Source organism: Candidatus Palauibacter irciniicola (assembly GCF_965208695.1).
Classification (GTDB): domain Bacteria; phylum Gemmatimonadota; class Gemmatimonadetes; order Palauibacterales; family Palauibacteraceae; genus Palauibacter; species Palauibacter irciniicola.
Window position 1 is genome coordinate 1,794,269 of record NZ_OZ242352.1, and the last position, 26,692, is coordinate 1,820,960.

27 protein-coding genes and 2 pseudogenes are annotated in these 26,692 nt (G+C 70.8%); 4 read left to right on the plus strand and 25 right to left on the minus strand.

The window, feature by feature from the left end:
* Positions 1–130 precede the first annotated feature (130 nt).
* On the minus strand, positions 131–1,357 hold the full coding sequence (locus tag ACOGI9_RS07685; protein WP_419856573.1) for an acyl-CoA dehydrogenase family protein: 1,227 nt from the start codon (positions 1,355–1,357) through the stop codon (positions 131–133).
* Between the two features lie 262 nt (positions 1,358–1,619).
* Between ACOGI9_RS07685 and ACOGI9_RS07690 the strand changes: the two genes are divergently transcribed.
* The 3 genes from ACOGI9_RS07690 (at position 1,620) to ACOGI9_RS07700 (ending at position 5,394) form a co-directional block, all read left to right on the plus strand.
* A complete protein-coding gene (locus ACOGI9_RS07690) occupies positions 1,620–2,150 on the plus strand; it encodes a sigma-70 family RNA polymerase sigma factor (RefSeq protein WP_419856574.1) in 531 nt (176 codons plus the stop codon).
* Positions 2,151–2,218: 68 nt separating this feature from the next.
* Positions 2,219–2,992 (plus strand): anti-sigma factor family protein, encoded by a 774-nt coding sequence (locus ACOGI9_RS07695; protein WP_419856575.1) that lies wholly within the window; start codon positions 2,219–2,221, stop codon positions 2,990–2,992.
* A 248-nt stretch (positions 2,993–3,240) separates the two neighbouring features.
* Entirely contained in the window at positions 3,241–5,394 is a 2,154-nt protein-coding gene (locus tag ACOGI9_RS07700; RefSeq protein ID WP_419856576.1) for a hypothetical protein, read from the plus strand.
* Here the strand turns inward: ACOGI9_RS07700 and ACOGI9_RS07705 are convergent.
* Genes ACOGI9_RS07705 through ACOGI9_RS07740 form a run of 8 tightly spaced genes read right to left on the minus strand, consistent with a single transcriptional unit; the run spans position 5,360 to position 12,274 of the window.
* Positions 5,360–6,694 carry a RecQ family ATP-dependent DNA helicase gene (locus tag ACOGI9_RS07705; RefSeq protein ID WP_419856577.1) on the minus strand — a complete coding sequence of 445 codons (1,335 nt, stop codon included), beginning with the start codon at positions 6,692–6,694 and terminating at the stop codon, positions 5,360–5,362. The two genes, ACOGI9_RS07700 and ACOGI9_RS07705, sit on opposite strands and share 35 nt — an antisense overlap.
* A 50-nt stretch (positions 6,695–6,744) precedes the next feature.
* A complete protein-coding gene (locus ACOGI9_RS07710) occupies positions 6,745–6,951 on the minus strand; it encodes a hypothetical protein (RefSeq protein ID WP_419856578.1) in 207 nt (68 codons plus the stop codon).
* A complete protein-coding gene (locus ACOGI9_RS07715; protein WP_419856579.1) occupies positions 6,948–7,634 on the minus strand; it encodes a hypothetical protein in 687 nt (228 codons plus the stop codon). The genes ACOGI9_RS07710 and ACOGI9_RS07715 overlap by 4 nt, the downstream gene beginning before the upstream one ends.
* Complete coding sequence (locus ACOGI9_RS07720; protein ID WP_419856580.1) at positions 7,631–8,404, minus strand: enoyl-CoA hydratase/isomerase family protein; 774 nt, start codon at positions 8,402–8,404, stop codon at positions 7,631–7,633. The genes ACOGI9_RS07715 and ACOGI9_RS07720 overlap by 4 nt, the downstream gene beginning before the upstream one ends.
* 24 nt (positions 8,405–8,428) lie before the next feature.
* Entirely contained in the window at positions 8,429–8,767 is a 339-nt protein-coding gene (locus tag ACOGI9_RS07725; protein ID WP_419856581.1) for an AtuA-related protein, read from the minus strand.
* A complete protein-coding gene (locus tag ACOGI9_RS07730) occupies positions 8,764–10,233 on the minus strand; it encodes an acyclic terpene utilization AtuA family protein (RefSeq protein WP_419856582.1) in 1,470 nt (489 codons plus the stop codon). Before ACOGI9_RS07730 ends, ACOGI9_RS07725 begins: the two co-directional genes overlap by 4 nt.
* Positions 10,230–11,816 carry an acyl-CoA carboxylase subunit beta gene (locus ACOGI9_RS07735; protein WP_419856583.1) on the minus strand — a complete coding sequence of 529 codons (1,587 nt, stop codon included), beginning with the start codon at positions 11,814–11,816 and terminating at the stop codon, positions 10,230–10,232. The genes ACOGI9_RS07730 and ACOGI9_RS07735 overlap by 4 nt, the downstream gene beginning before the upstream one ends.
* A gap of 32 nt (positions 11,817–11,848) precedes the next feature.
* Positions 11,849–12,274, minus strand: coding sequence for a cobalamin B12-binding domain-containing protein (locus ACOGI9_RS07740; RefSeq protein WP_419859255.1), 426 nt, complete (start codon positions 12,272–12,274; stop codon positions 11,849–11,851).
* 171 nt (positions 12,275–12,445) lie between these two features.
* Between ACOGI9_RS07740 and ACOGI9_RS07745 the strand changes: the two genes are divergently transcribed.
* Positions 12,446–13,552, plus strand: coding sequence for an AI-2E family transporter (locus ACOGI9_RS07745; RefSeq protein WP_419856584.1), 1,107 nt, complete (start codon positions 12,446–12,448; stop codon positions 13,550–13,552).
* Between the two features lie 9 nt (positions 13,553–13,561).
* On the opposite strand, the gene ACOGI9_RS07750 is transcribed toward ACOGI9_RS07745, so the two are convergent.
* The 16 genes and pseudogenes from ACOGI9_RS07750 to ACOGI9_RS07825 all read right to left on the minus strand — a co-directional run bounded on the left by ACOGI9_RS07750 (position 13,562) and on the right by ACOGI9_RS07825 (position 26,576).
* Positions 13,562–14,602, minus strand: a complete 1,041-nt coding sequence (locus ACOGI9_RS07750; RefSeq protein WP_419856585.1) for a threonine aldolase family protein — start codon at positions 14,600–14,602, stop codon at positions 13,562–13,564.
* Positions 14,599–16,326, minus strand: coding sequence for an amidase (locus ACOGI9_RS07755; protein ID WP_419856586.1), 1,728 nt, complete (start codon positions 16,324–16,326; stop codon positions 14,599–14,601). Before ACOGI9_RS07755 ends, ACOGI9_RS07750 begins: the two co-directional genes overlap by 4 nt.
* Positions 16,316–16,654 carry a hypothetical protein gene (locus tag ACOGI9_RS07760; RefSeq protein WP_419859308.1) on the minus strand — a complete coding sequence of 113 codons (339 nt, stop codon included), beginning with the start codon at positions 16,652–16,654 and terminating at the stop codon, positions 16,316–16,318. The genes ACOGI9_RS07755 and ACOGI9_RS07760 overlap by 11 nt, the downstream gene beginning before the upstream one ends.
* A 25-nt stretch (positions 16,655–16,679) precedes the next feature.
* Positions 16,680–16,991: pseudogene (locus tag ACOGI9_RS07765) on the minus strand (aminotransferase class V-fold PLP-dependent enzyme); the annotation flags it as partial.
* A gap of 76 nt (positions 16,992–17,067) precedes the next feature.
* Positions 17,068–17,532 (minus strand): annotated as a pseudogene (locus ACOGI9_RS07770) (aminotransferase class V-fold PLP-dependent enzyme); the annotation flags it as partial.
* A 13-nt stretch (positions 17,533–17,545) separates the two neighbouring features.
* Positions 17,546–18,748: a dicarboxylate/amino acid:cation symporter gene (locus tag ACOGI9_RS07775; RefSeq protein ID WP_419856587.1), complete on the minus strand. Its 1,203-nt coding sequence runs from the start codon at positions 18,746–18,748 to the stop codon at positions 17,546–17,548.
* Entirely contained in the window at positions 18,745–20,268 is a 1,524-nt protein-coding gene (locus ACOGI9_RS07780; protein WP_419856588.1) for an amidohydrolase family protein, read from the minus strand. The genes ACOGI9_RS07775 and ACOGI9_RS07780 overlap by 4 nt, the downstream gene beginning before the upstream one ends.
* A complete protein-coding gene (locus ACOGI9_RS07785; RefSeq protein ID WP_419859256.1) occupies positions 20,265–21,458 on the minus strand; it encodes a dipeptidase in 1,194 nt (397 codons plus the stop codon). The genes ACOGI9_RS07780 and ACOGI9_RS07785 overlap by 4 nt, the downstream gene beginning before the upstream one ends.
* 143 nt (positions 21,459–21,601) lie before the next feature.
* On the minus strand, positions 21,602–22,762 hold the full coding sequence (locus tag ACOGI9_RS07790) for a hypothetical protein (RefSeq protein ID WP_419856589.1): 1,161 nt from the start codon (positions 22,760–22,762) through the stop codon (positions 21,602–21,604).
* Positions 22,763–22,790: 28 nt separating this feature from the next.
* Positions 22,791–23,567: a hypothetical protein gene (locus ACOGI9_RS07795; protein ID WP_419856590.1), complete on the minus strand. Its 777-nt coding sequence runs from the start codon at positions 23,565–23,567 to the stop codon at positions 22,791–22,793.
* A gap of 14 nt (positions 23,568–23,581) precedes the next feature.
* Positions 23,582–24,292: a hypothetical protein gene (locus tag ACOGI9_RS07800; protein WP_419856591.1), complete on the minus strand. Its 711-nt coding sequence runs from the start codon at positions 24,290–24,292 to the stop codon at positions 23,582–23,584.
* On the minus strand, positions 24,276–24,626 hold the full coding sequence (locus ACOGI9_RS07805) for a PadR family transcriptional regulator (RefSeq protein ID WP_419856592.1): 351 nt from the start codon (positions 24,624–24,626) through the stop codon (positions 24,276–24,278). Before ACOGI9_RS07805 ends, ACOGI9_RS07800 begins: the two co-directional genes overlap by 17 nt.
* 78 nt (positions 24,627–24,704) lie before the next feature.
* Complete coding sequence (locus tag ACOGI9_RS07810; protein WP_419856593.1) at positions 24,705–25,526, minus strand: ankyrin repeat domain-containing protein; 822 nt, start codon at positions 25,524–25,526, stop codon at positions 24,705–24,707.
* Positions 25,523–25,957, minus strand: a complete 435-nt coding sequence (locus ACOGI9_RS07815) for a VOC family protein (protein WP_419856594.1) — start codon at positions 25,955–25,957, stop codon at positions 25,523–25,525. The genes ACOGI9_RS07810 and ACOGI9_RS07815 overlap by 4 nt, the downstream gene beginning before the upstream one ends.
* 23 nt (positions 25,958–25,980) lie before the next feature.
* Entirely contained in the window at positions 25,981–26,319 is a 339-nt protein-coding gene (locus ACOGI9_RS07820) for a type II toxin-antitoxin system RelE/ParE family toxin (protein ID WP_419856595.1), read from the minus strand.
* A 17-nt stretch (positions 26,320–26,336) separates the two neighbouring features.
* Entirely contained in the window at positions 26,337–26,576 is a 240-nt protein-coding gene (locus ACOGI9_RS07825; RefSeq protein ID WP_419856596.1) for a ribbon-helix-helix domain-containing protein, read from the minus strand.
* Positions 26,577–26,692: the final 116 nt, after the last annotated feature.

Sequence of the window (26,692 nt, forward strand, 5' to 3'; positions counted from 1 at the left end):
GGCTGGCATCCTGTAAGACTCGATTCTTCGCTGCGAACCGCCGGCCGCTGCCCGGGGGTTCGTGTATCTCTTCGTTACTGCCCGGTTTCCGCTGACGGCCGTGACGCACGGCCGAACCGCTCCCCCCAAACTAATCGAGGGAGCCCGCTTCGCGCAGCATCTCCCTTGAAATCACGATCTTGAGGATCTCGCTCGTCCCCTCGCCGATCTCCGTGATCTTCGCGTCGCGCATCATCCGTTCGACGGGATACTCGCGCGAATAGCCGTAGCCGCCGTGCAACTGCACCGCCATCGTCGTCACGTCCATCGCCGTCTCCGAGGCGAAGAGCTTGGCCATCGCGGCCTCCTTCTTGTGCCTCGCCCCCGCCATCCGGAGGCGCGCGGCGTGGTGCATCATGAGCCGCGCCGCGTGAATGCGCGTCTGCGCTTCGGCCAGCATGAAGCGGACGCCCTGGAAGTCGTGGATCTTCCTGCTGAACTGCTTCCGCTCGCCGGTGTAGCGAACCGTCTCGTCCAGCGCCCCCTGCGCGATCCCGATCGCGTGGGCGGCGATCCCGACGCGTCCGCCGTCGAGGGTGTCGAGGAAGATGGGAAACCCCCGGTCCACCTCGCCGAGCACGTTCTCCTCCGGAACCTCGACGTCCTCCAGCGTGAGTTCGCGCGTGTCGGAGGCGTTCCAGCCCAGCTTGCGCAGCTTCTGCCCGGCGCTGAAGCCCGGCATCGGCTCGAGCTCCTCGGAGTGGCCGAACCCGACGCGCGCGGCGTCTTCGAGGTCGCACGTTTCCTTGGTGAGGACGAACGCCGTGATGCCGCGCGAGCCCTTCTCGGGCGACGTGAGGGCGCCCACGACGAACACCTCGCCCACGCCGCCGTGCGTGATCCACGTCTTGCGGCCGTTGAGGATCCACCGGTCCCCGGCCTTCCGGGCCGTCGTCCGCATCGCGCCCGCGTCGGAACCCGACCCCGGCTCCGTGAGCCCGAATCCGCCGAGCACGCTGCCGCTCGCGAGGGGCCGGAGGAAACGTTCCTTCTGGGCCTCCGTCCCCCAGCGCGCGATCGGGGTCGCGGCCAGGCTCGTGTGCGCCCCGATCATGATCGAATGACTCGCGTCCACGCGCGCGAGTTCCTCGACGGCGATCGCCGCGGCGAGGAGGTCCATGCCGGCGCCGCCGATCTCCTCCTCGAAGGGAATCCCGAACAATCCCAGTTCGGACATGAGGGCACCGGTGTCCCACGGAAAATCCTCCGATTCATCGTAGCGGGCGGCGACGGGCGCGATCTCCGCCTCGGCGAACTCCCGCACCATCTCGCGGATCATCTCGTGATGGTCTTCCAGTTGGAAACTCGGGTCTTCCATTCACTCCTCGGTTCGGCGCGTGCGGCCGGCGTCGCAAAATCGGGACTTCTCGCATGCGCGCCGGGGTCGGGTGCGTGGCCCGGCGGCGGGCGGGCTGTGACTTCGGGACGCCGCGCGCCTAACGTACCGGAGGCGGGGCTCCCGCCGAAACGTTTGGCAGAAACGGCAGGGCCGGACGCGTCACGATCGGGCGTTCGCAGGCGTTGACCCTATGGATGGCAAGGGTGCAAGCCCGCGGCGCTCTTCGCGTACCGGCAACGGTGTGGAGGGGAGAACCGTGGACTTCGAGGCGGCATACAAGAGCCACTGGACGCCACTCTTTCGGTATGTCGACCGGATGGTGGGTGACGCCGACCTTGCGGCGGACGTCGTGCAAGAGGCGTTCGTTCGGCTGTTGGACCAGGCTCTTCCGGATGAGGAGGTGCGGCGCTGGCTGTTTACCGTGGCGACGAACCTGGTGCGGGACGACGCTCGCATGAGCGCGCGACGGCGGCGGTTGCTGTCGCAGCGCTACGAGCAGACGGACCTCGCGCACGATCCGGTGGAGTCGCCGGACCAGCCGGTCTTGCGGGCTGAACGGGTCGCGGCGGTGCGCGCCGCGCTGGCGGAGATGCCCGAACGCGACCGTCAGTTGCTGTTGATGAGAGAGGAAGGATTCCGGTACGCGGAGATCGCCGAGGTGATCGAAGTCGCGCCGGGGTCGGTGGGAACGCTGCTTGCGCGGGCACTGCGCCGGTTCACGGAGGCGCTGGATCCGCGGATCGTGGAGGACGAGACCGGTCGGGGCCGGTGAGGGGGGGACGATGGGTGACCGGTCGGGATGCGACTGGAAATCTGCGTCGAAAATAGTGAGGATTGAATATGTCTACGCGTGAACAGCCACATGTCGACGACGGAGCGCTGCTCGCTCTGCTCGACGGTGAGCTGACCACAGCAGAACGGCGATCCGTCGAAGAGCGCGTGGCGGCGTGCCCGGATTGCGCGGCGCGCCTCGACGAAATGCGCTTCGCGATGCGGCGTGCGACGGCGGCGCTCGACCTGCTTTCGGCGCCTGAAGCGCGGCGCGAGATGCCGGCCGCGCTGCGGGAGGCGGCGCGCAGGGCGCCGGCGTCTCTCCAGAGCGCGAGGGCGCGACGCTGGGCGAGGCTCAGCCGCCGCTCCGTCGCGGTGGCCGCGGGGATCACGCTGCTCGTCGCCGCCGGCGCCTACGCGGTGCCGGGATCGCCGGTCAAAGGCTGGGTCGACGGCGGCATCGATGCGGTTGCGGTCTGGATCGCGGGCGAACCCCGGGTCGCCGGGGACGCCGGACCTTCCCGGGTGTCGGTGGATCCCCGCGACGGCGCCGTGCGCATCATGGTCGTCGGCGGGCACGAGGGCGCGCGGTTGACGGTCGAACTGTCCGACGAGGAGACAGCCACGGTGGCGGCCCGTGACGCGAGCTTCCACGTGGAGCCGGGCGTCATCGAGGTCGCGGGAGCGGCGGATGAGATCCGCGTGACCTTGCCGCGGAACGCCGCGATCGGTTCTGTAGTCATCGATGAGACCGAGGTCGTCCGCCTCGAGGGCGGTGAGTTGCGGCGCACGGATTCGGCGGCTGCGAGTCGCGTGGAGATCTTTCTCGACACCGACGGGTAGCAGCGCAGGTAACGGACGCCGCCGCGGCGGATGACGGTGACCTGACGGACCGCTAGCCTCGAGGGGTGGATCCCGGGATGACGAAGCCCATGTACCGAAGGTCGGGGCCCGTCTCCCACCGGTGGCGATTCGCCCTGCTCCTCGGCCCGGTTTCGACCTGCCTCTTCGCTCCGCCGGTTCTCGCTCAGGATCCCCCGCCGCCCCCCTCTTCGGAAGATGCGCCGGTTGTCGGCGCCGTCTTCGGCCGCGTGCTGCGCGCCGAATCCCAGACCCCGATCGCGGCCGCTTCGGTGGAAATCCGCTTCCCCGCGTTTTCCTGGTTCCTCGTCACGGACGACGACGGCTTCTACCGGGCGGAAGGGCTTCCCGCGGGCCCCATCCACCTCATTGCGCGGGCGCTGGATCGCGACCCGCTCGCCGCCAGCGTCCTGGTACCGGCGGGCGGCGACGTCCCGCTCGACCTGGCTCTGGAGCGGCGGCCCGTCGCGATGCCGAGCCTGTTCGCCCACATCCTCGCGCGGCGGCTGCCCGCTCCGGGCCTCACCCGCGGCGGGTTCCGGGAGGAGGGAGAAACGGAACTCCGCGCGCTGGATTCATCTCCGGGCGTGGCCGAGGCGGGTCTGACGCTGGATGAAACCGGCATCGATCCCGCGGATCCGACCAGCGTGCTCTACGTGCGGGGCGCCGCGTCGGACCTGAAGCTCGTGCTGCTCGATGGCGCGCCGGTCTACGCGCCGTTCCACCTCAGCGGACTCCTCGACGCCTTCCCGGACGGCGTGCTCGACGAAGCGGCTCTTTACATCGGAGGCACGCCGGCCCGCTACGACGGGGGACTCTCCTACGTCCTCGACCTCAAGATCCGGGAGGGAGACGCGGAGAGGTTCCGCGTCGCCGGCGCGGCCGACCTGCTGGGTGGCACCCTGCGGGCGGAGGGGCCAATCGGACCCGCGGGGCGGGTGCTCCTCAGCGGCCGGGCGCTTCACGGACTCGGCTATCCGATCATCACGAACGAGCACGAGATGCCCTACGGGTACGGCGACCTCCTGGGCCGGCTCGACTATCGCCTGGGGACCGGGAAGTTCACGGCCACCGGGTTCTGGAACCGAGAGTCCGTGCTGCTCGACATCGGCCGGCTGGAGGACGCCGGGGCCGTGGAGTCGGCCTACTGGGGCAACCTGGCGGGGTCGGCGAGCTATCGGGTTCCGCTGGCCGACGGCACGTTCACCCTGAGGGGCGCCCACGGGCGGTTCGGCACGGGCCTGCCGTTGCCGCGGGACAAGGAACTGGACTTCGAGGTCTCGTTCGCGGACGCCATCGCACGGACCGTCCGGACCCGCGCCGAGGCGCTGTTCGAGTCGGGAGGCCGCGAAATCCGCTGGGCCGCGGGCGGCGGCTTCGACTCGTACGAGACGGTGGTGGACCGGCGGACCGTACTCGGCGGCCGAACGGCGCACGACGTGACCCACGCGGTGCGGCGCGCCGACGTGGTGGCCGGCTGGGGCGAGGCCATCTGGGAGGTGGCCCCCGAAGTCGAGGTGAGGGGGGGATTTCGGACCAGCTATTTCGCCCCCTCCCGCCGCGCGAAGTTCGCGCCCCGGGGCACCGTCACCTGGCACGTGACGGAGGCGGCGGATGTCCGCGTCTCCGCCGGGAGGTTCTATCAGGTGCTGCGCGGACCCGAGTCCATCCTCTCGGGAGACCTCACCGGACCCACCATCGGCGGCTTCCTCCCTACGCTGGACCCCGACTACATCCCGCCGTCGACGCCGGGGTCCAGTATCGCGGGCGCCTCCCATTTGGTGGTCGGATTCGAGAACTCGCTCGAGAACGGCGTCGATGTCGGCGTCGAAAGCTACCTCAAGTCCTTCGACGATCTCCCCGACGCCAACCAGCTCTACTCCTGGGGCGGAGATCTGTGGCTGCAGGCGAAGGAGGGTCCGGTCCGAGGCTGGATCGGCTACTCGATCGCGTTCGTGTCGACGACCGACCCGGACGAGGAGACCCCGTTCGTGGGCCGGCAACTCCTGAGCGGCGGGCTCTCCTCGGGCGTGCGCGAGTTCGACTTCGGGATCCGGCTCGCGTACGGGGCCGGCCTGTCCTTCACGTCCGTGACGGGGGGGCGCGAGGAGAAGGACGCGCCAAGCGGTGACGATCCGCTGCCGGTGCTGTCCGGGGCGCCGGACGACGCGTATCTGCGGGTCGACGCGGAGATTTCGCGACGCTGGGTCGCGAGCATCGGCCGCTCGTCCGTCGTGATCGCCCCGTACGTGCGGGTGCTCAACGCGCTGGACCGCCGGGACGCGCTCTTCTACCAGACGACGTCGGACCAGCCGCTCACGCGTCCCGCCCCGCTCGCTTCCCTCCCCGTCATCGCCATCCTCGGCGTGTCCTGGTCGTTCTGACGCTCGCGCCGGGGTCGCGGCGGGGGGCGGCCCGGTCGCGGTCGCAGTTGTCGCAGCCGTCGCAGACCGGAGCGGGTTCGCCGAAGTAGGCGGCGATGGCCGCCCGGCGGCAGGCGGCGGTTTCGATGTAGGCTCGCATGGCGGCGCGCCGTTCGGCGTGGGCGGCGGCGCGGTCGGAGCCGGGCGGCGGGCTGCCCGGCCGGGGGCGCTCGCGCCGGCCGAACGGAAGGGCGCGGCGGCGACTCTCGCGGATCGCGACCATCGCGCAGCGCGCCGGTTCGCCGTCCCGGCCGGCGCGACCCGCTTCCTGGACGTACTCCTCCAGCGACGACGGGGCGCCGAGATGCGCGACGAGGCGCACCTGCGGGTGGTCGATCCCCATGCCGAACGCGGTCGTGGCGCAGACCACGCGAATGCTCCCGTCCAGGAAGCCCCGCTGGGTCGCCTGGCGCCGCTCGATCGGCAGACGCGCATGGTACGGCGCGCTGGGCACGCCCGTCCTCGAGAGCGCGATCGCCAGCTGCGCGCTCAGTCCCCGGGTGCGCGCGTAGACGACCGCCGACGCCCCCCGGCACGCCGCCACCTCGCGCCGCACGCACCGCCAGGCCTCGCGCGTATCCGGGGCGATCTCCACGGAGTAGCGCAGGTTCGGACGGTTCGCGGGCACGAAGATGCGGATCGCCCCTTCCATGCCCAGGAACCGCTCGATCTCGCGCCGCGTTCGCCACGTCGCGGTCGCCGTGAGGGCCGTCAGCGGCGGGCGGCCCAGCCTCTCCCTCGCGCGTCCGATCCGCAGGTACGACGGACGGAAGTCGTGCCCCCACTGGGAAACGCAGTGCGCCTCGTCCACCGCGATGCCCGCCACGCCGGCTTCGCGCAGGCGATCGCAGACGGCCCGGTTCTCCAGGCGCTCGGGCGCCAGGTACAGGAGGTCGAGTTCGCCGCGCCGGGCGCGCTCCAGGGCTTCGTCCACCTCCCCCCGCGGCGTGGCGCTCGTCCAGCCGAGCACTCGCATGCCCCGGCGCGCGGCCCCGGCGACCTGGTCCTCGATGAGCGAGATGAGCGGCGAAACGACGAGCGTCGCGCGCGGACGCAACAGCGCGGGGATCTGGAAACACACGGACTTGCCGAAGCCCGTCGGAAGCACCGCGAGGGTGTCCCGGCCGCTGAGCACGGCTTCCACCACGCGCGACTGGGCCGGACGGAAGTCGTCGTACCCGAACCGGTCCCGCAGGAGGTCGCGCGCGTCGCCGAGGGTCGCCACGGGGCGGCCCGAGGCGGTGCTGTCGTCGGCATTCATACCCCTCGATCCGCCGCGCGGTCAACGCGGGATCAACCCCGGGGGCCGGGTCAGGCTCTCGTGCGCCCCAGGCGGAGGACGACGGCGGCGACGAGGAGGCCGCAGCCGGCGCCGGCCACGAAGTCCTGCTCCGTGAGCGCGCCGATGAGCCACGTCGCGCCCCCGGCCAGACCGAGACCGATCTGCAGCCGCAGCCACCAGTCGCGGCCCGCCGTCGACGCCTCCGTCCCGTCGTCCGGCCCGCGACCGGCGATCATTCGTCGATCGGGCGGGCGACGGGAGTCTCGTCGCCCGCTTCGCCCCAGCCCAGCGTCGCGCCGGCGATCGCCCCCCACAGCACGTTCACGGCGAGGATGGAGAAGACGGCGAACACGCCCCGCCCCGCGTAGAGCGCGAGCGCGGACACCAGCGGGAGGTCCCCCCGCGCGAAGTCCAGCGCGGGCTCGCCGAGGCCGAGCCGGATGACGACGTAGAGGGTCGGCGCCAGCGCGAAGGTCGCGCCGCGGGCGGCGGGCGAGCCGGACAGGTAGGTGTAGAGCACGCCGAGCATGAGACCCCAGACCGCGCCGCTTCCGAGGTGCGACAGGAATTCCGCCCCCGTCCACCCCGAGGTCAGTCCCATGCTCACCGCTCCGATGGAGCCGAACGTCGCCACGACCGTGCGGGCCGCGGCGGAGACCGCGGCGCCGAGGAGTCCGCCGAGCAGTCCGAGGCCGAGGCGGGCGCTCAGGTCGAGCCGGCCTTCGACCGCGGCGCCGTGCGCGCCGCCGCCCAGGAGCACGCCCGCCGAGGCGAGCGCCGCGATGAGCAGGAGGACGGCGAGCGTGAGCGGCGCCCCGTCCGTCGCGAGGAGGACGATGCCCGACGCGCCGGCGCCAAGCGCCCCGACCCGCCACGGGAAGGCCGACCCCACCGCCGAAGCCACGCCGTTCTCGCTCATGCTCGCTCCCCTTTCAGGAACCGGCGGATCCCCGCCTGGCAGTCGTCCGTCATGCGGGCGAGCGCGTTCACGCGCGCGCCGGTGGCCACCGCCGCCTCGAAGCTCTGCCCCTCCGTGCCGTACAGCAGCTTTTTCGTGAGCGCGAGCGCGGACGCGCTCCGCCCCGCGAGTTCGGCCAGGAAGGCGGCGCTCTCCGCATCGAACTCCGCGTCCGCGTAGATCCGGTTCACGAGGCCCAGCCGCGACGCCTCCGCCGCATCGATCGTGTCCCCGAGCGACATCAACTCGAAGGCACGCTTCTCCCCGAGGTTCCGGCGCAGGATCGCCGTCACCATCGCGGGCACGAACCCGAGCCGCACCTCCGGGTAGCCGAAGCGGGCGCTCTCCGCCGCGAGCACGAGGTCACACGCCGTCGCCAGGCCGCACCCGCCCGCCAGCGCCCGGCCGTGCACGATCGCGACGACCGGCTTCGAGAGCTTCCTCAGGAGCGTGAAGAGTTCGCCCAGCGCTTCCGCCTCCCGCAGGCTGGCCATGACCCCCTCCTCGACCGAGGCCTGCACCTCCGCCAGGTCGGCGCCCGCGCAGAAGTCCGGGCCACGCCCTCCGATCCCGATCACGCGCACCCGGGCGTCCGCCTCCGCGAGCGCGAGCGCCTCCTTCATCTCCGCGACGAGCGCCCCGCTCAGCGCGTTGCGGCGTTCCGCGCGGTCGAGGTGGATCCGGTTCACGCCGGTCCGCTCGTCGATCTCGATCTCGAGGTATTCGAACATGAGCCTCTCGGGTGCGGACCGGCCTCAGTCGGCCCGGTTCAGAAGGTGGTCCGGCACGTCGATCTCCATCCTCAGCAGGGCGGTGGCGAACGTCTTCCCCTGGGCATCGAGCATGAGCGATACGGTGCCGCCCCCTCCCAGCGAGCGGTGGAGGAGGAAGTTGAGCGCGCGCAGGTTGGGAAGCTCGAACCGCTCGACCTCGCCTTCGCAGATTCCCTTGAAGTGATACTTCACACGTTCTGATGTAACTTCCTTCACCAACACCGGATAAATGGACGGTCGAAAAGCGATGAGACCCACGTTCGCCGTGTCTCCCTTGTCGCCCGAGCGGGCGAACGCGATCTCCCTCAGCTGCACTCTCACAGCTCCATCGTCTCCACTTGCACGTTCGCCTCCACGACGCCGCGGTCGATGAGGGCGGGCCAGTAGGCGACGACCTCCTGCACGCGGGGACGGCCGCCCGCGAAGCCGGTGACGGTGGGGGGGCCCGCGAGGATGAGGGGCGCGATCTCCCGGCTGAAGCGCGACACGGCGTGGCGGTCCGGACTGCGGACGCCGACCCGCAGCGTGACCTCGGGCAGGTCGTCGGAGGGGGCGCCCGCCAGCGGCCCGTGACACGCGCCCGCGCCGACGATCTCCGTTCGGATCTCGTCGAACTCGAGCCCCAGGTGCCGCAGGCGGCCCCGGAGGATCTCGTCCGCGCGCCGCGCCTTGTCCACCGCGTCGGGCCAGGCGTACGTCAGGGCGCCCACCGCCTTGAAGCCGTCGTGGTACGCGATGGAGACCTTGAGCTTGTCCGTGCGCGAGCGGCCGGCCACGCCGTCGACCCGGACCCGGTCCCTGCCCAGATCGCGGAGGCGGATGGTGGAGAAGTCCGCGACCACGTCCGGCGTGATGTATTCCGTCGGGTCGCCGAGTTCGTACAGGACCTGTTCCGCGACCGTCTCCCACGTCACCCGCCCGCCGAGCCCCGGGTGCTTCGTCACCACGAAGGTCCCGTTCTCTTCCGCTTCGACGATGGGATAGCCCGGCAGCGTGAGGTCGATCTCCCGCCAGTCGACGAGCGAGTTCCCGCCGGAGGCCTGGCAGCCGCATTCGTTGATGTGTCCGGCGACGACGCCGTGCGCGAGCCGGTCCCAGTCGTCGTCCGGCCACGAGAACTCGTGCATGAGCGGCGCGTAGGTGAGCGCCGTGTCCGTCGAGCGCCCGGCCACGACGATGTCCGCCTCCTGCCGCAGCGCCTCGATGATCGGTTCGGCGCCGAGGTACGCGTTCGCCGCGGCCACCCGGTCGCGTACGGTGGAGAGCGGCTCGCCCGTCTCCATGTGCCGGAGTTCGTGTCCCGCCGCGAGGAGGTCGTCGAGGGAGTCCATCAGGTCGTCGCCCGTGATCACCGCCACCCGGGGCCGGCGCGGCAGCGACTCGTCCGCGAACGCGAACCCGAGTTCGGCCCGGCACCCCTCCGGGTTCACGCCGCCCGCGTTCGACACCACGCGGATCTCCTTCTCGAGCAGGTCGTGGATGAGGTCGTCCATCAGGGGCACGAAGTCGCGCGCGTAGCCGGCGTCCGGGTTCCGGTCCCGCTGCTTCTGCATGATCGACATCGTGATCTCGGCCAGGTAGTCGAGCATCAGGTAGTCGATCGATCCGCGCCGCACCTGCAGCTTGGGCGCCTCCTGCCAGTCCCCCCAGAACCCCTGCCCGGAGGCGACGCGCACCCGGCGGCCGCCGTCGCGCCGGGTACGGGCCGGGAGCGGCCGTTCTTCGAGTCCCACCGCGGCGGACGCCTCTTCGAGCAGGGCTTCCGGCGCCACGGGCTGCGCGTTCACAGGCTGTCCGGGAGGGTGAAGGGTCCGAGGTGAGGCCCCGGGTTGCCGAGGGAGCAGCGGAGCGCGAGCGACAGCACCGCCCGCGTGTCCTCCGGGGTCAGGATCGCGTCCACGAAGCCGCGCGCCGCCGCGTATTTCGCATCGAGCTGCTCCTCGTAGTTCTCCCGCGTCCGTTCGATCGCCGCGGCCGTCTCCTCGTCCAGTTCTCCGTCCGCCGCCTCTTCCAGCTTGCGTCCGAACGCGGCCTGTACGGCGGCCTCCCCTTCCATCACCCCCATCCGCCCCGTCGGCCACGTGAAGATGAAGTCGGGATCGAACCCCTGCGCCGCCATCGCGTAGTACCCCGCCCCGCTCGCGTGGTTGACCGTGAGCACGATCTTGGGCACGCGGGCCGTCGCCATCGACTCGACCATGCGCGCGCCCGCCCGGATGATCCCGGACTGCTCCGCCTGCGGCCCGACCATGAACCCGCTCACGTCCTGCACGAAGAGGAGCGGCGTGTCGTGCCGGTCGCACAGGTCCATGAAGTACGCCACCTTCTCCGCGCTCTCCGTGTACACGATGCCGCCGAACTTCGGCGGTTCGCCGGCCTCGCCCCGGAACATGCCCCGCCGGTTCGCGATGACGCCCACCCGGAAACCGTCGATGTGCCCCGTTCCCGTGAGCATCTCCGGCGCGCGGTCGGCCTGGAACTCCTCGAACGGACCCTCGTCGAGGATCGTCTCGAGGACCGCCTCCATGTCGAAGGGCTGGCGGTGGTCGCCGGGCAGGAGCGCGTAGGCCTCCGCCGCGCCGCGCGCCGCGTCCCGCGCTTCGATGGCGGGGTCCGGGCGCAGGCCGGCGGGGAGTCCGGCGACGAGCGCGCGCACCTTCTCGATGCACGCGCGGTCGTCCTCCACCCGGTAGTGCGCCACGCCGCTCACGCGGTTGTGCATGAGCGCCCCGCCGAGTTCCTCGGCCTCGACCTCCTGCCCCGTCGCCCCCTTCACCAGGTTCGGCCCGCCGAGACCCATGAAGCTCGTCCCCTCGACCATCACGATCACGTCCGAAAGGGCGGGAAGGTAGGCGCCCCCCGCGATGCACTGGCCCATCACGGCGGAGATCTGCGGCACCTCGAGGTAGTGTCGCATGATCGAGTTGTAGTAGAAGATGCGGCTGGCGCCGTACTGTCCCGGGAAGACCCCGCCCTGATACGGCAGGTTCACGCCGGCCGAGTCCACGAGATAGACGATCGGCACGCGGCACCGCATCGCGATCTCCTGCGCCCGCAGGATCTTCGTGATCGTCTCGGGCCACCAGCTCCCGGCCTTCACCGTCTGGTCGTTCGCGACGATGACGACCTCGCGCCCGCAGACCTCGCCCACCCCGGTGACGACGCCGGCGGCCGGCGCCTTGCCGTCGTACCGGTCGTGCGCGATGAGGAGGCCGATCTCGAGGAACCCGCCGCCTTCGTCGATGAGGAGGTCGACCCGCTCGCGCGCCGTGAGCTTGCCCTGGGCGTGCTGGCGGGCCACGCGCTCTTCCCCGCCGCCGCGCTGGACCCGGGCTTCGAGCTCGCGCAGTTCGGCGACGAGCGCGCCCATCCGGCTGTCGTCGGTTTTGCCCACCGCCGCCGCTAGCCGTTCGCCCCGGGGGCTTCGCGCCCGTGCTCCTCGAACCAGGCGCGGATGTAGTCGACGGCTTCGGAGGTGGAGGTCCCCGGCCCGAAGAGGCGGCCGACCCCGAGGTCGTTCAGCGCCTCCATGTCCTCGGCGGGGATGATCCCTCCCCCGGTGAGCAGCACTCCGTCCATCCCCTGGCCGTCGAGAAGCGACTTCACGCGCGGGAAGAGCGTCATGTGCGCCCCCGACAGGATCGAGAGCGCCACGACGTCCACGTCCTCCTGGAGGGCGGTGGCGGCGATCATCTCCGGCGTCTGGTGGAGTCCGGTGTAGATGACCTCCATCCCCGCGTCCTGCAGGGCGGCCGCCATCACCTTCGCACCCCGGTCGTGGCCGTCGAGCCCCGGCTTGGCCACGAGCACACGGATCTTCGGTTCGATCAAGCGCTTCTTCCCGGCAGTTCGTTTCGGGAGTTCATCCCGGAAGTTCTCGGTCACGAGGGAACGGTCGAAGTTATCCGCCGAAAGGCGCGCACTGCAACGACGATCCGGTGCCGACGCCTACCCATCTGCGGGGTTGCCCCGGCCCGCTCCGGCGCGCACCCTCGTGTGATGCGCGACGACGCGACACGAGTACACCGAACCCTTCTGAACCTGGCGGCCTTCGTCATCATCGTGGCCGGGATGCGGGCCGCCTCCGCGCTGGTCGTCTCCTTCGTGCTCGCGCTCTTTCTCACCATCCTGTGCTCCACGCCGCTCCGCTGGATGACGGACCACCGGATTCCCAAGTCCGTCGCGGTCCTCGCCCTCGTGCTCGTCATCCTCGCCCTCGGGACGGTGGCGGGGGGCATGCTCGCGACCCCCGTCGTCGAACTCGGACGCTCGGAAGCGCAACTCGACCGGCTCTTCGCGGAGCAGATCGAGACGGTGGAGGCCACGCTGAGCGACTACATGGTGCGCTTCGGGCTGCAGTCGCCCCTGCTCGACACCGACGAACTCATCACGATCTCGCCGAGCTGGATGCTCGGCCTGATGCGGGAGCTCGTCGAAAACGTCGGATTTCTCCTCGCCAACGGGTTCCTGATTATCCTCACGATGGTGTTCATGCTGCTCGAGGTCTCGAGCTTCCCCACCAAGGTGCGGGTCGCCCTCGGCGAGGCGGATGCGACGGAGGCGCGGGAGAACTGGGAGAAGGTCGGGAGCGCGGTCCGGCGCTACGTGGTGCTCAAGACGGTCGTCAGCCTCGGCACGGGCCTCTGCGTCGCGGGGCTCATGGCGCTGCTGGGCGTCAACTACCCGATTCTGTGGGGCATGGTCGCGTTCCTGCTGAACTACGTGCCCAACATCGGGTCCTTCATCGCCGCCGTGCCGGCGGTGCTGGTCGCGTGGCTCACGATGGGGGTCGGGACGGCGGTCGCGGCCGCGGCCGGGTTCCTCGTCGTCAACGTCCTCTGGGGCAACCTCCTCGAGCCCAAGGTCATGGGGTACAGCGTGGGCCTGTCGACGCTCGTCGTCTTCGCTTCGCTCGTCTTCTGGGGCTGGGTCCTGGGGCCCGTGGGGATGCTGCTGTCGGTGCCGCTCACGGTGATGTTCCGCATCGTGCTGGGGACGAACGAGTCCACGCGCTGGATCGCGGTCCTGCTCGGCTCGGAGCGCTCGGACGAGATCACCGCCGCGATCGACGCCGAAGTCGCCGTCGCGCTCGGGCAAGAAGGCTAGGCCGCGACGCTAGGCCGCCGCGGCCGCCCGGAACACGTCGAGCGCCCCCGCCACGTCGTCGTCCGTCGTGTGGAGGTGGGGGATGACCCGCAGGTCCCGCCGGTTGTAGGCGTTCAGCAGGACCCCGTTCTCGCGGCAGCGGGCCGCGAACTTCGGCGCATCGACCGCGGTGGTCCGGAAGCGGACGATGTTCGTCTCCACGCCTTCGACGTCGACCTCCAGGCCGGGGATCGCGGCGAGGCCGCGGGCCAGCGTCCTCGCCCGGGCGTGATCCTCCGCGAGCCGCCCGCGGTGGTGTTCGAGCGCGTACAGGGCGCCGGCGGCGACGATCCCCGCCTGCCGGAAGCCTCCGCCGTAGAGCTGCTTGAAGCGGCGGGCGCGCTCGAGGAGTTCGACCGGGCCGGCGAGGGCGGACCCCAGCGGGGCGCCGAGCGCCTTGGAGAAGCAGACGTTCACCGTGTCGAAGCCCTCCGCGAACTCGGCCTCGGGGACGCCGGTGGCCGCCGTCGCGTTCCACAGCCGTGCGCCGTCGAGGTGGGTCGCGAGGCCGGCCTCGCGCGCGGCGGCGAGCATCTCGCGCAGGAGGTCCGGCGGCCACACGGCGCCGCCCGCTCCGTTGTGGGTGTTCTCGGCGCAGACGAGCCGCACGGGCGACTGCATGCGCGCCCGCACGGTCCCCATGTCGAGGTTGAGCGCCGCGCGCAGCGTCGCCGCGCCGAACATGCCGCGTTCGCCCTCGAGCGGCCGGATGACGACCCCGGAGATCGGCGACGGCGCGCCCCCCTCGCCGAACCAGATGTGGGCGCCCGCGCCGATGAGGACCGCGTCGCCCGGCTCGGTGTGCGCGCGCAGGGCGAGCTGGTTGCTCATCGTCCCCGTCGGCACGTACATGGCGGCTTCCTTGCCGAGGATCTCCGCCGTCCGCCGCTCCAGTTCGAGCACCGTCGGGTCGTCGCCGTAGCAGTCGTCGCCCACGGGCGCCGCCGCCATCGCCGCCCGCATCGCCTCCGTGGGGCGCGTCACCGTGTCGCTGCGGAGGTCGATCGTCACGAGGCGAACTGCGGCGGACGCCGCAGGTGGTGCTCCGTCGCGTCCTGCACCGCCTTGGCGAGCCGCAGCGCCTCCGCGTCGCCGAACAGCTTGCCGACGAACGAAATGCTCGTCGGCGTCCCGTCCTCCGAGCGATACCCGTTCGGGATCACGACCTGCGGGTGCCCCGTGAGGTTCGTGAGCAGGAGCATCGATCCCCCGAAGCTCGGCGTGACGACGACGTCGATCCCCTCCATCGTCCGCGCGAAGCGGTGCATGGCGATCGTGCGCGCCCGGTTCGCCTGGATGTACTCGGACGCGGGGATCATGCGGCCGGTGCGCATGATGTTGGGGCGCGCGTTCTCCCCCTGCAGCACGAGTTCATCCTCCCGCCCGCTCAGGATCAGGTCGTCGAACGCCGCCCCCTGCTCCGCGCTGAGGATGATCCGCATCGCGTCGTAGGGGAGGTCTTCCGGGAGTTCGACGGGCACCGGATCGATCCCGAGCCCGCGCACGACCTCCAGCGACGCCTCGTCGAACGCCTTCCACTCCTCGTCCTCCCGCTCCGCCTCGAAGGCCGAGGGCACGTACGCGACGCGCAGGTCCGAGAGCGGCCGCTCCGGGTCCCAGTCGAAGGCCACGTCGCGCGCCGTCGGGTCCTGGCCGTCCGATCCCTGGATCGCGTCGAGCACGATCGCGCAGTCCTCCACGCTGCGGCAGATCGGCCCCAGCTTGTCCATCGACCACGAGAGGGCCATCGCCCCCGCCCGGCTCACGCGCCCGAAGGTGGGGCGGAGCCCCGAGGCGCCGCAGCGCGTGGAGGGAGAGACGATCGAGCCCAGCGTCTCGCTCCCGATCGCGAATCCGACGAGCCCCGCCACGACGGCCGCCGTGGACCCGGCGGAGGACCCGCTCGACCCCTGCTCGAGGTTCCACGGGTTCCGCGTCAGCCCCCCGTACCACACATCCCCGCGCGCCAGCGCCCCCAGCGTGAGCTTCGCGACGAGCACCGCGCCGGCCTCCTCGAGCTTCCGCCCCGCGGTGGAGTCTTCCGGGATGTACTGGTCTTCGTACGGCTTGGCGCCCCACGTCGTGAGGGTCTCGTCCTCGGAGAGAAGGTCCTTCGCCCCCCAGGGGATCCCGTGCAGCGGCCCCCGGTAGTACCCCCGCGCGATCTCGGCGTCGGCGCGCGCCGCCTGTCGCATGGCGAGGTCCTCGGTGAGCGCGATCACGGCCAGCAGCGTGTCGCCGTGGGCGCGCAGCCTGCCCAGGTACATCTCCGTGAGTTCGGTCGACGTCACCTGCCGGGAGCGGACCAGTTCGGCCAGGTCGGTCACCGGCCGGAACGCGAGTTCCTCGAGGTTCGCGGGCCGCTCGAGGCCCCGCGGGCGCGTGTAATGGAAGACGGTCGACGCGGATGGGGCCGGATAGGAGGTCCCCGGAAGCACGGGATCGAAGTGAAGGGCGGGGACGACGGAGTTCGGCATCCCCATCGTGCGGAGTTGCGCGTACCGCTCCCGCATCGCGTTCACTTCCTCCACCATGAGCTCGACTTCGTCCTCGCTGAAGTCGAGTCCGGCGACGCGCACGGCAGCGCTGACGTCGGCCCGGGTAACGGCCTCCTGCCCCTGGTGGGTGCGCGCCCACAGCGCGGCCGGGAGCGCCGTCCCGCCCAACCCGAGCGCCGACAGCGACGCCATGAACGCCCGCCGGTCGAGCGCGGGACGGCCCGATTCAGTAGCCATTGTCGTCCTCCCTGTCCATCTGACCATACCGTGTCCGAGCGCACCACGCCTGGGCGGCCTCCACGACGCGGTCGATGTCGGAGTCGTCGTTGTAGACGCCGAGGGAGAAGCGGAGCATGCCGGTGCGGATCGCGAGGCGGATGCCGGCGGCGGTGAGGTGGTCGTAGAGGGAGTTCATGGCGGGGTCGTCGGCCGTGTAGTGGCGTCCGCCGCCGCTCTCGCCGACCGAGACGATGTGCGCCAGGTGGGGTCCGGGCCTCCCGCCGACGACCGGCAGGCCGAGGTCCAGGAGTCCGTTCGACCAGGTCGGCCGCCAGCCCGCGCACATGCGCCTCGATGCGCGCCACGCCCCAGCCGCCCAGCAGGTCCAGCGCCGCGTCCGTCGCCGCCGCCCCGAGATAGTTGTAGTTGCCCACGTCGAAGCGGAGCGCGCCCGGGCGGAAGCGGAGTTCCTCGTCCGAGTACGCCGTCTCGTGCGCGTCCAGTTCGATCCCGAAGCGAGCCACGTGTACCGGCGTCAGCGTCTCGGCCACCTCGCGCCGCACATACAGGAAGCCGAACCCGTACACCGAGAGGAGGGCCTTCTGCGCCGCGACGGCCAGCGCGTCCACGCCGAGATCGTCCACGTCCGTGCGGTGGGCGCCGACCGACTGCGCCGCGTCCACCAGCGTCAGCGCTCCGACGCTCGCGGGCCGCCGCCGCGATCGCCTTCATGTCCGTCACGAACCCCGGGGCGAACGTGATGCTCGGGATCGTCACGAGCCGCGTGCGGTCGTCCATCGCCGCGGCCATCGCCTCGACCGGAACGTGCCCGTCCTCCGGCGCGACCGGCCGCACCTCGATCCCGTGCGTGCGGACGAGGCTGTACCAGAGGTAGATGTTGTTCGGGTGCTCGAGCGCGGGACACAGCACCACGTTGTCGCCCGCCCGCCACGGGAGGCTGGCGCCGAACAGGTTGAGGCCGTCGGAGACGTTCTTCGTGATCGCGACCTCGTCCGCGGCCGCGCCGATGAGGGACGCGAAGGAGGCCCGCGCGCGATCGACCGTGGCCACCATCTCCGTCTTGTCGCCCCGCCCGGAAGTTCTCGCCCCGAGGTGACGTTCGATCGCCGCCCGCACCGGCTCGGCCATCAGCGAGTTCGCGGAGATGTCGAAGTAGGGCTGCTCGCTCGCGCCGGGAAAGAGCGCCCTCACGTCCGGGTTCATGCCGCCTCCGGGTTCACGCTCGCCCCGCTTCGGAGCGGGCGACGAGCGCCGCGCCGACCATGTCGCCCATGATGTTCACCGTTGTGTTGCTCATGTCCACCAGACGGTAGATGCCACCGACGATCGCCGCGACCTCGATGGGCAGGTTCAGCGCCTGCACGTAGATGAGCGCGACCACGAACCCGCCGCCCGGAACCCCGCCCGTCCCGTGCGAGAGCAGCATGCCCAGGAGCAGGATCGTGACGAAGTCCGCCGGCGCGAAGGTGACGCCGGCCGCCTGCGCCGTGAAGAGGAGGACGGCCGCGAGCATGACCGAGGTCCCGTCCTTGTTCAACTGCGCCCCGAGGGGGAGGACGAAGGAGTAGACGCGGCGCGGGAGGTCGAGGCGCCCGGCCGTTTCCAGCCCGACCGAGAGCGAGGCGAGGCTGGAGGTCGTGGCGGCGGTCGTGGCCCACAGCGAACCCGTGGCCCGCAGGAATCGGGCCGGCCGATAGTCGCTGAAGAACCTGAGCAGGAGCATGTACCCGGTCACGATGACGATCTGCGCTCCCCACACGCCCGCGAGGAAGCGCGCCGTCGGGCCGATCAGGTCGGCCCCGTAGCGGCCCACCGTGACCGCGACGAGGGCGCCGATCCCGACCGGGGCGACCCACAGGACCATGTGGACGAGCCGCCGGAAGAGCCCCGCCAGATCCTCGAAGAGGGTGGCGAGGCGAGCGCGCGGGCCGTCCCCGAGGGCCATGGTCGCGATCCCCAGCATCAGCGCGAGGATGACGATCTGCACCACGTTCCCGTCGGCGAAGGCGCGGACGACGTTCGTCGGGATCATGTCGAGGAGGACGGCGCCCACGGACGGGGCCTCGCCCACCGCCCCCGAGACCGTCTCCGTCTCCGTGACCGTCTCCGTGAGCCTCAGGCCGACCCCGGGGCGGAGGAGCGCCATGGCGCCAAGCCCCAGCGAGAGCGCGACGATTTCCGTCGTGAGGAAGAACCCGACGGTCTTGCCCGCGAGCCGCCCCAGCGTCCGCAGGTCCGTCAGCGAGGTCAGACCCGCGAGGAGATTGAAGAAGACGAGGGGGGCGGCGGCCAGAATCAGGAGGGTGATGAAGAGGTCGCCGAGCGGCTGGACCGCGGCGACGCGCTCGCCGAGGACGGCACCCAGGCCGACGCCGGCGAGCATCCCAACGAGGATCCGCCCGCCCGGCCCCACCTTCATCGGCGGGGCGGGGTTCCGAGTTCGAATTCGTCCCGGTCGAAGCGGGCGCCGCGCTTGAGGGTGAAGCGGATGGACGTGAGGTTTTCGACGGCCGCCGTGGGATCGGCCTCCAGGAAGACGAGGTTGGCGTACTTCCCTTCCTCGACCGTCCCGATCTCCTCCGCGAGACCGAGCGCGAGCGCGCCGTTGCGCGTGGCGGCCTGGAGGACGTCCGTCATGGACATGCCGACGCGCTCGTGGAGGTAGGCCAACTCATCGTAGAGGGCCGGCCATTCGGCGCCCGGGGCCGGCGGCGCGTCGGTGCCCGCCGCGATCGGGACGCCGGCCTCGTGGGCGCGACGGGTGAGGCCGATGCTCTCCTCGGCGCTGCACGCGGCCCGAACGCCTCGCCGGCGCGGATCCGGAGGCGGCGCGTCCGGCCCCTCCCTCGTGGCGTCCGGCCTCGGCGCGGGGGGCGCCGGGGGCGCGGGAGGCGCGGCGGCGCTGTCCCGGACCATCGTCATCTGCTCGCGGAAGAAGCCGACCTTGAGCGTCGCGTCCAGCACCGTGCCCTGGCGCTTCATCTCCTCGAGGACCGCATCGATGCGGGGGTCCGTCAGATCCACCTCGACCCTGCCGGAGCGGCGCCCGGCCCGCGCTTCCTCGATCACCTCGTCCGGGATCGCGGCGCTCGCCAGGCTGCACACGTGGGACATCGAGGTGACGCCCGCCCGCGCGACGTCCATCGGAAGGGCCGGGCCGACGTGCGTGTGCGACCAGACCGGAATCCCCTGGCGCCGCGCCTCCGCCGCGATCCGCGCCAGGAGGGGACCCTCGATCGAGGCGTAGGTCTTGAGCCCCGTCGCCCAGGTGCCGCGGGCCAGCGCGATCGTCTCGGCCAGATCCGTCTCGTCGTCGACGATCTGCAGCCAGGGCACGCGCCCGGGCACCTCGCCCATCGACGAGGACCGCGTGCGCGGATCGACGAAGAAGGACTCGCCCGCGACGAGGGCCGCGTAGTGGATGTCCGGCGCCGGGATCTCGCCCACGAGCGCCGCCCGCTGCAGTTCCGCGAGCGCGCGCACGTCGCCCGCCATGTCCCGGACCGTCGTCACGCCCCCGTAGATGAAGCGGTTGAGTTCGAACTCGGCCGCCGCCCGGTCCGCGCGCGTGGCGAGATGCGTGTGGCTCTCGATGAGTCCCGGGATGACGTACAGCCCCCGCGCATCCTCGACTTCCGCCTCGGGCCAGGCGTCGAGGGACAGTTCGTCCGTCCGGGCGAGCGCCGCGATCCGTCCGTCCCGGACGACGATCGACATGTCCGGCATGAGCGGCGCGCCGGTGCCGTCGAGGATGGCCACGCCCTCGTAGACCGTCGTTTCGGACTCCGCGGTCGGATTCCGCGGCGGTTCCCCGCTCCGCGACTGGCCCGCGAGGGGCGCGGCCGGCGCGGAAAGCGCCGCCAGCAGCGCCGTCCCGGCCAGGGCCGCCGCTCTGGTCCCCTGCTGCCCGCGGCCTCCCCGGGTCGACATGTCGATCATTCTCCCCACACGTCGCGCAGGACGCGCAGCGCATTCAGTCCCAGGATCCGCTCGATGCGCTCCGACGAGTGTCCGCGCGCCCCGAGCATGCCGGCCAGCTTCCGGAACTGGTCCGGGCCCTGAAGATCCGGGATGAAGGGGACGACGCCGGGGCGCTCGCCCGCCGCGCTGATCCCCGCCCTGCGCCGCGCTTCGACCTCCCGGCGCGCCGCCTCGTACGCCGCGTCGAGATCGTCCACGGCCGTCGTCCCCCCGTCGGTGCCGATCCCGACGTGTTCCTCGCCGCACACCTGCACCGCGTGTTCGATGTGCCGCACCACGTCCTCCGCCACGGCCATGCCGTCGGCCGCGAGGAAGGGCATGAAGTAGATGCCGACGATGCCGCCGCCCTCGGCGACGAGCCGCAGTTCCCGGTCCGTCTTGTTGCGCGGAAGGTCCGTCACCGCCCGGCAGCCGGTGTGCGTGATCGCGACCGGCGCGACCGAAGCGTCGATCCCGTCCAGGCAGGTCCGCTCGCCGCTGTGGCTGAGATCCACCAGCGTCCGGGTGGCGTTGAGTTCCGCGACCACGTCGCGCCCGAAGTCCGTGAGCCCGCCGTTCTCCGGCACCATCGACCCGTGCCCGAGCTGGTTGGGGCCGTTGTACGTGAGCTGGATGATCCTGACGCCGAGGCCCGCGAAGACGCCGACCCGCCCCGCGTCGTCCCCCATCATGGCCCCGTTCTGGAAGCCCTGGATGATGCCGACCCGGCCTTCGCTGGCGGCACGCTCGATGTCGCCCGCCGACCGGACCTTGAGGAGCGCCTCCGGATGGTTCCGGATGATCCGGTTCCAGCGCGCGACCTCGCCGACGGAGTACTCGAACGGCTCCTGCAGGCCCGCCACGTAGCCGATCGTCGTGTTGACGGCGGCGGTGCCCGAGGCGAGGGCGTCGGAGAGCGCCCGCTCGTCCAGCGTGAGCGGCCCGTCCACGGGGTCGCCGCCGAACGGCCCCCGAGAGCCCCGGCGGTTAGGGTTCCGGATCCCGCCCAGCATGTTGATGACGAACGGATCGGACTGGCCTCGTCCCAGCCCACCGATCCGACCCCGGCCCGCCGCACCTGTGGCCGCGACGCCGGTGGCGGCGAGCGCGAGTCCGGCGGCGCCAAGAAAGGCCCGCCGCCCCATGCTACGCGGGTTCCCGATCTCCATCGTCTCTGTCCCCCGGATCACAGGCTCCTCCGTCGCACCGCGCGTTCGCCCTCCGCCGCAGCCGCCAGACCACGCCGGCTGCAGCAGGAGCCCATACAGTAGGACCGGGGGGACGCGCAGTCACACGTCAGCGGGGCCGTTGTTCAGCGGGGCCGTTGTATTGTGCCGGGGATCTGCGTTCTTCCGTCCATGAACATCGCCGCGAGGGGAACGATGAGGGTTGCCGCGGCGACCGCGGTGACGGCGACGAGGTCTCCGCACATCGTGCCGCAGAGGGCCAGTCCGCGGATCGGGGGCACGAGGAGGTGAATGACGACGAACACGTAGCAAACAGCGATCCGTATGCGTAGCCACGCTTCGAGGCGCCCGCCATCCGAGGCGAACCACAGGGTTTCGCCGACGATTCGGTGCTCCTTCGCGCGATCCTCATCCGCGGTCGTCGCGATGGCGCGGTATCGATGGTACAGGACTTCCCGGACCGCGAGCATCATCACCATGCAGACCACCGCCAGGCCGATGGTCAGCGGATGGTAGAGCCTGTCGTTGCCGGGTACCCCGAAGGCGCTCAAACCGAGGGCGTTCAGGCCGAGGTAAAGGGGAATGGAGCTTCCCCAGGCGAACGCGCCCAGCGCGGTGCGCCGGTCGGCTCGACACCACCGCAGCAGAATCCCGCCCAGGACGTACACGATGGCGACCGGGAGAAGCATCGCCAGCGCCGCCGCTGCAGGACCGTACTCCGCGAGTCCGGCTGCGACTGATGGGGCCTGCGTCATCGCGATGGCGAATGCCAGGACCGATGTCGCGACACCGACGGCGAGAGCCTGACGGACGCCCTTGTTACGGATGACCCTGTTACGGATGACCTTGATTCGGTCCCGCAGGCCGGAGACCAGAGATCCGACGTCCCTGCGTTCGCCCGTTGCCCGGCTCTCAAGCGCAGGGAGCCGCGCGTCGATGAACGCTTTGCGATTGCGTCTCCGAATCGTTTCGACGTCGTCCAGATACCTGCGTCGAGGGAGTTGCACCCGAAGGAGCAGCCACAGGCGTGCGTAAGTGCGGTTGAGTACAGCGCCGCCACCGCGTGCCGAGACGTCGCGCGCCGCCGCGCGTTCCTCCGTGGCCCGGTCGCTGAGCCTCAGCCATGCCTCGAGTCTGCGGCTCGTCCGCCGAACATTGGACAGGTGCGCGGCGGAGTTGACGAAGACCGTGCCGGCCGCCATGCCGACCATCAGCACGGGCAGTGCGATGCCCAGGATCCAATACAGATTCCCTTCGGCGAGCCAGTTCTGCGGTTGGAGTGCCACGTCGTAGACTCCCGGCCCGAGACGCGCGTTAGTGCCCGGCGTCGGGCGGCGGGTCGAGGAGGGGGGCGAAATGCTCCAGGGCGAAGGCGGCGAGGAGCTGGTGTGGGGGGATGCGTTCCAGCTCGACGAGATTGCAGCCGAGCCACCGCTTCGCCTTCCGGCGGAGGGTTTCCCGCGGGAGTCCGAGCTGCGCGCTCACCTGCTTCCACTTCGCGCCGGTGGCTCGAAGCTGTTGCGCCCGGAGGATGGCGAGCGCGCCGAGGAACCGGTTGAACGTCGTCCGGCCGCGGGCGCGGGCCTGAAACTGCTGAAACAGCGTCACGGGAGAGCAGTCCACCGCCGCCGCCAGTTCCTGCACGTTGCGGACGGGCGTGCGGCGCGCCTCCCGGAGGGCGTGCGCCGCGGCGGAGCGGAGGGCCGGCGGCGCCGTCGACCGCCGGATCTTGTCCGCCATCTGCAGGAGGGCGGACCCGCCGCGCGCGGACTCGATGCGCGCGGCGAGCTGACGCTCGACCTCCTCGAACCAGACGAGATCCGCCACCTGCACCCTGCTCAGGAGGCGCGCGATGGCGATTTTCCGGTCCGTCACGAGGATCACCGGAACCCACGGGAGTTTCCGCTCGACCTCGCGCAGGAGCGAGATCCGTTCCGCGAGGAGTCCGCTGCGGCTGCCGAACACCAGGCATTCGATGTCGAGGTCGGTGGCCGCGAGGTCGTTCGCCTCGTGGATCACGCGAACACCGCCGACGACGGCCCGTCTCATGAGTTCCGCATCGCGAGGGGTGTCCGCGAGGATGCCGATCATTCTTCGACGCCCGGCTACGCCAACGATTGCTTCGGGTTCCTCGGCGATCCCTTCGGCGGAGGGGAGACCCACTCGCGGGCGCGCAGCCACAGGGCGATGGCCGCCAGCGTGAAGGAGGCGGACCACACCCAATAGGAGAGACCCAGATGGCCGTACGCGACAAGTTCGGCCTCGACCGGGATCGGGATGGGGCGGAGGAGGTTGAACGCTCCCACTCCAATGGCCGTAATGCCTACGACCCCAACGACGTATCCCACCCACGCGTCGACCGGGCGTCGGGCCCGTCCGAAGGTCAGGGACGTGGACATCATCACGAGGGCCGAGAACGCCGCGAGGACCCAGACGGAGACCGGCGCGGGCGTGAGGAGTTCCTGCCACGAGACCGACATCCTGAAGTCCGGGTTCAACGGCTCAAACGCCACGGTGCCGAAATCCGAGAGAATCAGCGACAGCGCGTACAATCCCCACCCCGCCAGGAGGAGACTCCGCCACGCCGGGGCGTCCTGCTTCGCGAACTCGCGGGAGAGTACGGTCGGGTCGCCGAATTCCTCCCGGGCGGCGGTCTTGAGCGCGCCGGCGGAGGCCGGGGTGGCGTCCCGCGCCCGTTCGTCGGCCGCGTGGGCCCGCAGGTGGTCCTCGAGTTCAGCCAGTTCGCGTCGTGAGAACCGCCCCCCGGCCTCCAGACCCCGGCGCCACGTCCGGATCTCGTCATCCAGCCGGGACATCGCCGCCTCGCCAGGATAGCTCCAGCACTCCGTACATGGCCCGCCAACTCTTCCGGTCGGTGGCCAGCTGCCGCCGCCCCAGGGTCGTCAGGCTGTAGTACTTGCGCGGTCGCCCTTCGTCGGTGGGTTCCCAGTAGCCTTCAATGAGGCCGTCCTTCTCCAGCCGGTGCAGGAGCGGGTAGAGCATTCCGCCCGACCACTCCAGGTCGCCGCCGGAGAGCCGCTTCACCTGCTTGATGATCTCGTAGCCGTACGTGTCGCCGCCGGCGAGGATCGAGAGCACGAGGGGGCGCGAGGAAGCCGCCACCAGCTCCTTTTGGATCGACTTCTTCATCCGTTTTCTCGATATGTAGAAGTACGATGTAGCTTGAGTATCTACATATCATGCACGGCGAAGCGTGGCAACCGGCGTTCAGGCGCCGGAGACACCGCGGCGCACTCTGCGGACTCGCGCGACGAGGTAGCCCAGCAGGCCGAGGATCATGGCCCCCATGGCGCATCTTATCGCCACGGACTGAAGGAACTGCGCCCGGATCGCCTCCCGTCGCGCTTCCTCCTCCCGCAGCATCCCGGCCAGGCGCTCGTCCCTGGCCCGCCCCGCGGGGGTAAGCCCGCCCTCCGTCTCCACCGAAAGGTCGGCGCCGCGCTTGATCAGCACGTCCACGATGGCGGGATTGGGGTTCCCCATGGGGCCGTCCCAAATCCTTCTGGCCGCGTCGTGCAGCGGCGTCCCTCCGTCGTGCTTCCGGACGTTGACGTCGGTCACGCTGGCGAGCGCATCCACGACGGCGGGGTTCTCGTTGATCAGGGCGGCGAGGTGAAGGGGTGTACGGCCGTGTTGCGTCTCGGCATATGCGTCCGCCCCGTACTCCAGCAGAGCCCCCACCACCGCCGGGTTCCGGTTGTGCCGGGCCGCCCAGTGCAGGGGCGTCCGACGCGCGCGGGTCGAAGCCTCCAGGCGGGCCCCCGCCTCGACCAGCACCGCGATCACGTCGGGATCGTCGCTGAACCGCGCCGCCCAGTGCAGGGGCGTGGCCTCGTTGGGGGCGGACCGATCGTCGACGCTGTACCCGGCGGAAAGGCAGGCTGTTGCCGCTGCCGGATCCGCCCCCTCCCAGAACGGTCCCGTCAACCAGCCCTCGCACGCCGTCTGGACCGGCGCGGCGGCAACCGAGGCCAGCACGGGAAGGGCCGGAAGGGCCAGGAGCGTCGACAACAGCCGTGGCCGCGTCATGTGGCGCCGTCGTCGTCGACATCGGGCGGGCCGGCTGCGAGGGCCGCCTCGAGATCGAGCCAGAACGGCTCCCAGATGTGCCCGTCGGGGTCCGCGAAGGCGCGCGCGTACATGAAGCCGTAGTCCATCGGTTCCCGCGGCTCGTCCGCTCCGTGGGCGAGCGCCGTCTCCATGAATCCGTCCACTTCCTCCCGACTCTCCAGCTGGAGCGAGACCAGGACCTCCGTCGCCTCGCCCGCGTCCGCGAGGGGCCGCGGCGTGAACGTCGCGAACCTCTTGTGCGTCACGAGCATGCAGTAGCAGTTCCCGGTGATTTCCATCCCCAGGGTCGCTTCGTCGCTGAAATCGTCGTCGAAGGCGAAACCGAGGGCGGCGAAGAAGGCCCGCGAGCGAGCCAGATCCTCCACCGGGAGATTGATGTAAACGTTCACGAGAGCTTCCTCACACTGGGCGTTCAGGGCTTCGTCGACGGGGCGGGCCGATCACCTTCTTGCAGAGACTCGGGAATGTCACGCCGACCGTGCAGAATCCGCCAGACGTCGACCACACCCTCACCTTCCATGTAGAAGATGAGGTAAGGATACGTTGCAAGCGGCCACGAGCGCAGGCCCGCCAGGTTCAACTCCTGTCCATGGCGCGGGGATCCGGAGCCCGGGTTGCGGGCGACGTGGCCAAGAGCGGTCTCGAGCGCATCGATGAAGCCGAGGGCCACATCCGGTCCGCCTTCTTCCAGATAGCGCACGACCGCCCGGTCGACGTCCCGCCGGGCCGACGCCCGCAGGATCACGGACATCGGCGTCCGGCCCCTCGTCACGCCGTCGGGTCTCCGCGAACTCCGGCGCGCAGGGCTTCGAAATAGCTCGCGTCGGCCTCGACCGCCGGAACGGACTCCCCGCCCTCAAGGAGGAGGCTTCTCAGGTGCTGCCGATCCCGGTCGTTCCGAATCAGCTCGCGGATGTAGGCGCTGCAGGTTCCGAACCCGCGATCCGCGACCTGCTCGTCAACGAACGACTTGAGCGGGGCTGGAAGGGAAATGTTCATGGTCTGCATCGCTGAAGGTTAGCGGAGATGGCAAGAAATGACAACGCGTGGGAAGAGATCATCCCGCCGCTTGCTTCACGATGCGGACTGCGATTAACTGGCTATCAAACGGCCGCCGGCTGGCG

Bases quoted from the DNA above. Each gene is read 5' to 3' on its own strand.
- ACOGI9_RS07805 (WP_419856592.1), bottom strand. From the start codon at position 24,626: ATGAAGAAGTCGATCCAAAAGGAGCTGGTGGCGGCTTCCTCGCGCCCC.
- ACOGI9_RS07695 (WP_419856575.1), top strand. From the start codon at position 2,219: ATGTCTACGCGTGAACAGCCACATGTCGACGACGGAGCGCTGCTCGCT.
- ACOGI9_RS07810 (WP_419856593.1), bottom strand. From the start codon at position 25,526: ATGACGCGGCCACGGCTGTTGTCGACGCTCCTGGCCCTTCCGGCCCTT.
- ACOGI9_RS07775 (WP_419856587.1), bottom strand. From the start codon at position 18,748: ATGAAGGTGGGGCCGGGCGGGCGGATCCTCGTTGGGATGCTCGCCGGC.
- ACOGI9_RS07760 (WP_419859308.1), bottom strand. From the start codon at position 16,654: ATGTGCGCGGGCTGGCGGCCGACCTGGTCGAACGGACTCCTGGACCTC.
- ACOGI9_RS07820 (WP_419856595.1), bottom strand. From the start codon at position 26,319: ATGTCCGTGATCCTGCGGGCGTCGGCCCGGCGGGACGTCGACCGGGCG.
- ACOGI9_RS07795 (WP_419856590.1), bottom strand. From the start codon at position 23,567: ATGATCGGCATCCTCGCGGACACCCCTCGCGATGCGGAACTCATGAGA.
- ACOGI9_RS07720 (WP_419856580.1), bottom strand. From the start codon at position 8,404: ATGTTCGAATACCTCGAGATCGAGATCGACGAGCGGACCGGCGTGAAC.
- ACOGI9_RS07780 (WP_419856588.1), bottom strand. From the start codon at position 20,268: ATGATCGACATGTCGACCCGGGGAGGCCGCGGGCAGCAGGGGACCAGA.
- ACOGI9_RS07755 (WP_419856586.1), bottom strand. From the start codon at position 16,326: ATGGCTACTGAATCGGGCCGTCCCGCGCTCGACCGGCGGGCGTTCATG.
- ACOGI9_RS07715 (WP_419856579.1), bottom strand. From the start codon at position 7,634: ATGAGCGAGAACGGCGTGGCTTCGGCGGTGGGGTCGGCCTTCCCGTGG.
- ACOGI9_RS07785 (WP_419859256.1), bottom strand. From the start codon at position 21,458: ATGGAGATCGGGAACCCGCGTAGCATGGGGCGGCGGGCCTTTCTTGGC.
- ACOGI9_RS07685 (WP_419856573.1), bottom strand. From the start codon at position 1,357: ATGGAAGACCCGAGTTTCCAACTGGAAGACCATCACGAGATGATCCGC.
- ACOGI9_RS07825 (WP_419856596.1), bottom strand. From the start codon at position 26,576: ATGCAGACCATGAACATTTCCCTTCCAGCCCCGCTCAAGTCGTTCGTT.
- ACOGI9_RS07735 (WP_419856583.1), bottom strand. From the start codon at position 11,816: ATGGGCGCGCTCGTCGCCGAACTGCGCGAGCTCGAAGCCCGGGTCCAG.
- ACOGI9_RS07745 (WP_419856584.1), top strand. From the start codon at position 12,446: ATGCGCGACGACGCGACACGAGTACACCGAACCCTTCTGAACCTGGCG.
- ACOGI9_RS07800 (WP_419856591.1), bottom strand. From the start codon at position 24,292: ATGTCCCGGCTGGATGACGAGATCCGGACGTGGCGCCGGGGTCTGGAG.
- ACOGI9_RS07705 (WP_419856577.1), bottom strand. From the start codon at position 6,694: ATGAATGCCGACGACAGCACCGCCTCGGGCCGCCCCGTGGCGACCCTC.
- ACOGI9_RS07710 (WP_419856578.1), bottom strand. From the start codon at position 6,951: ATGATCGCCGGTCGCGGGCCGGACGACGGGACGGAGGCGTCGACGGCG.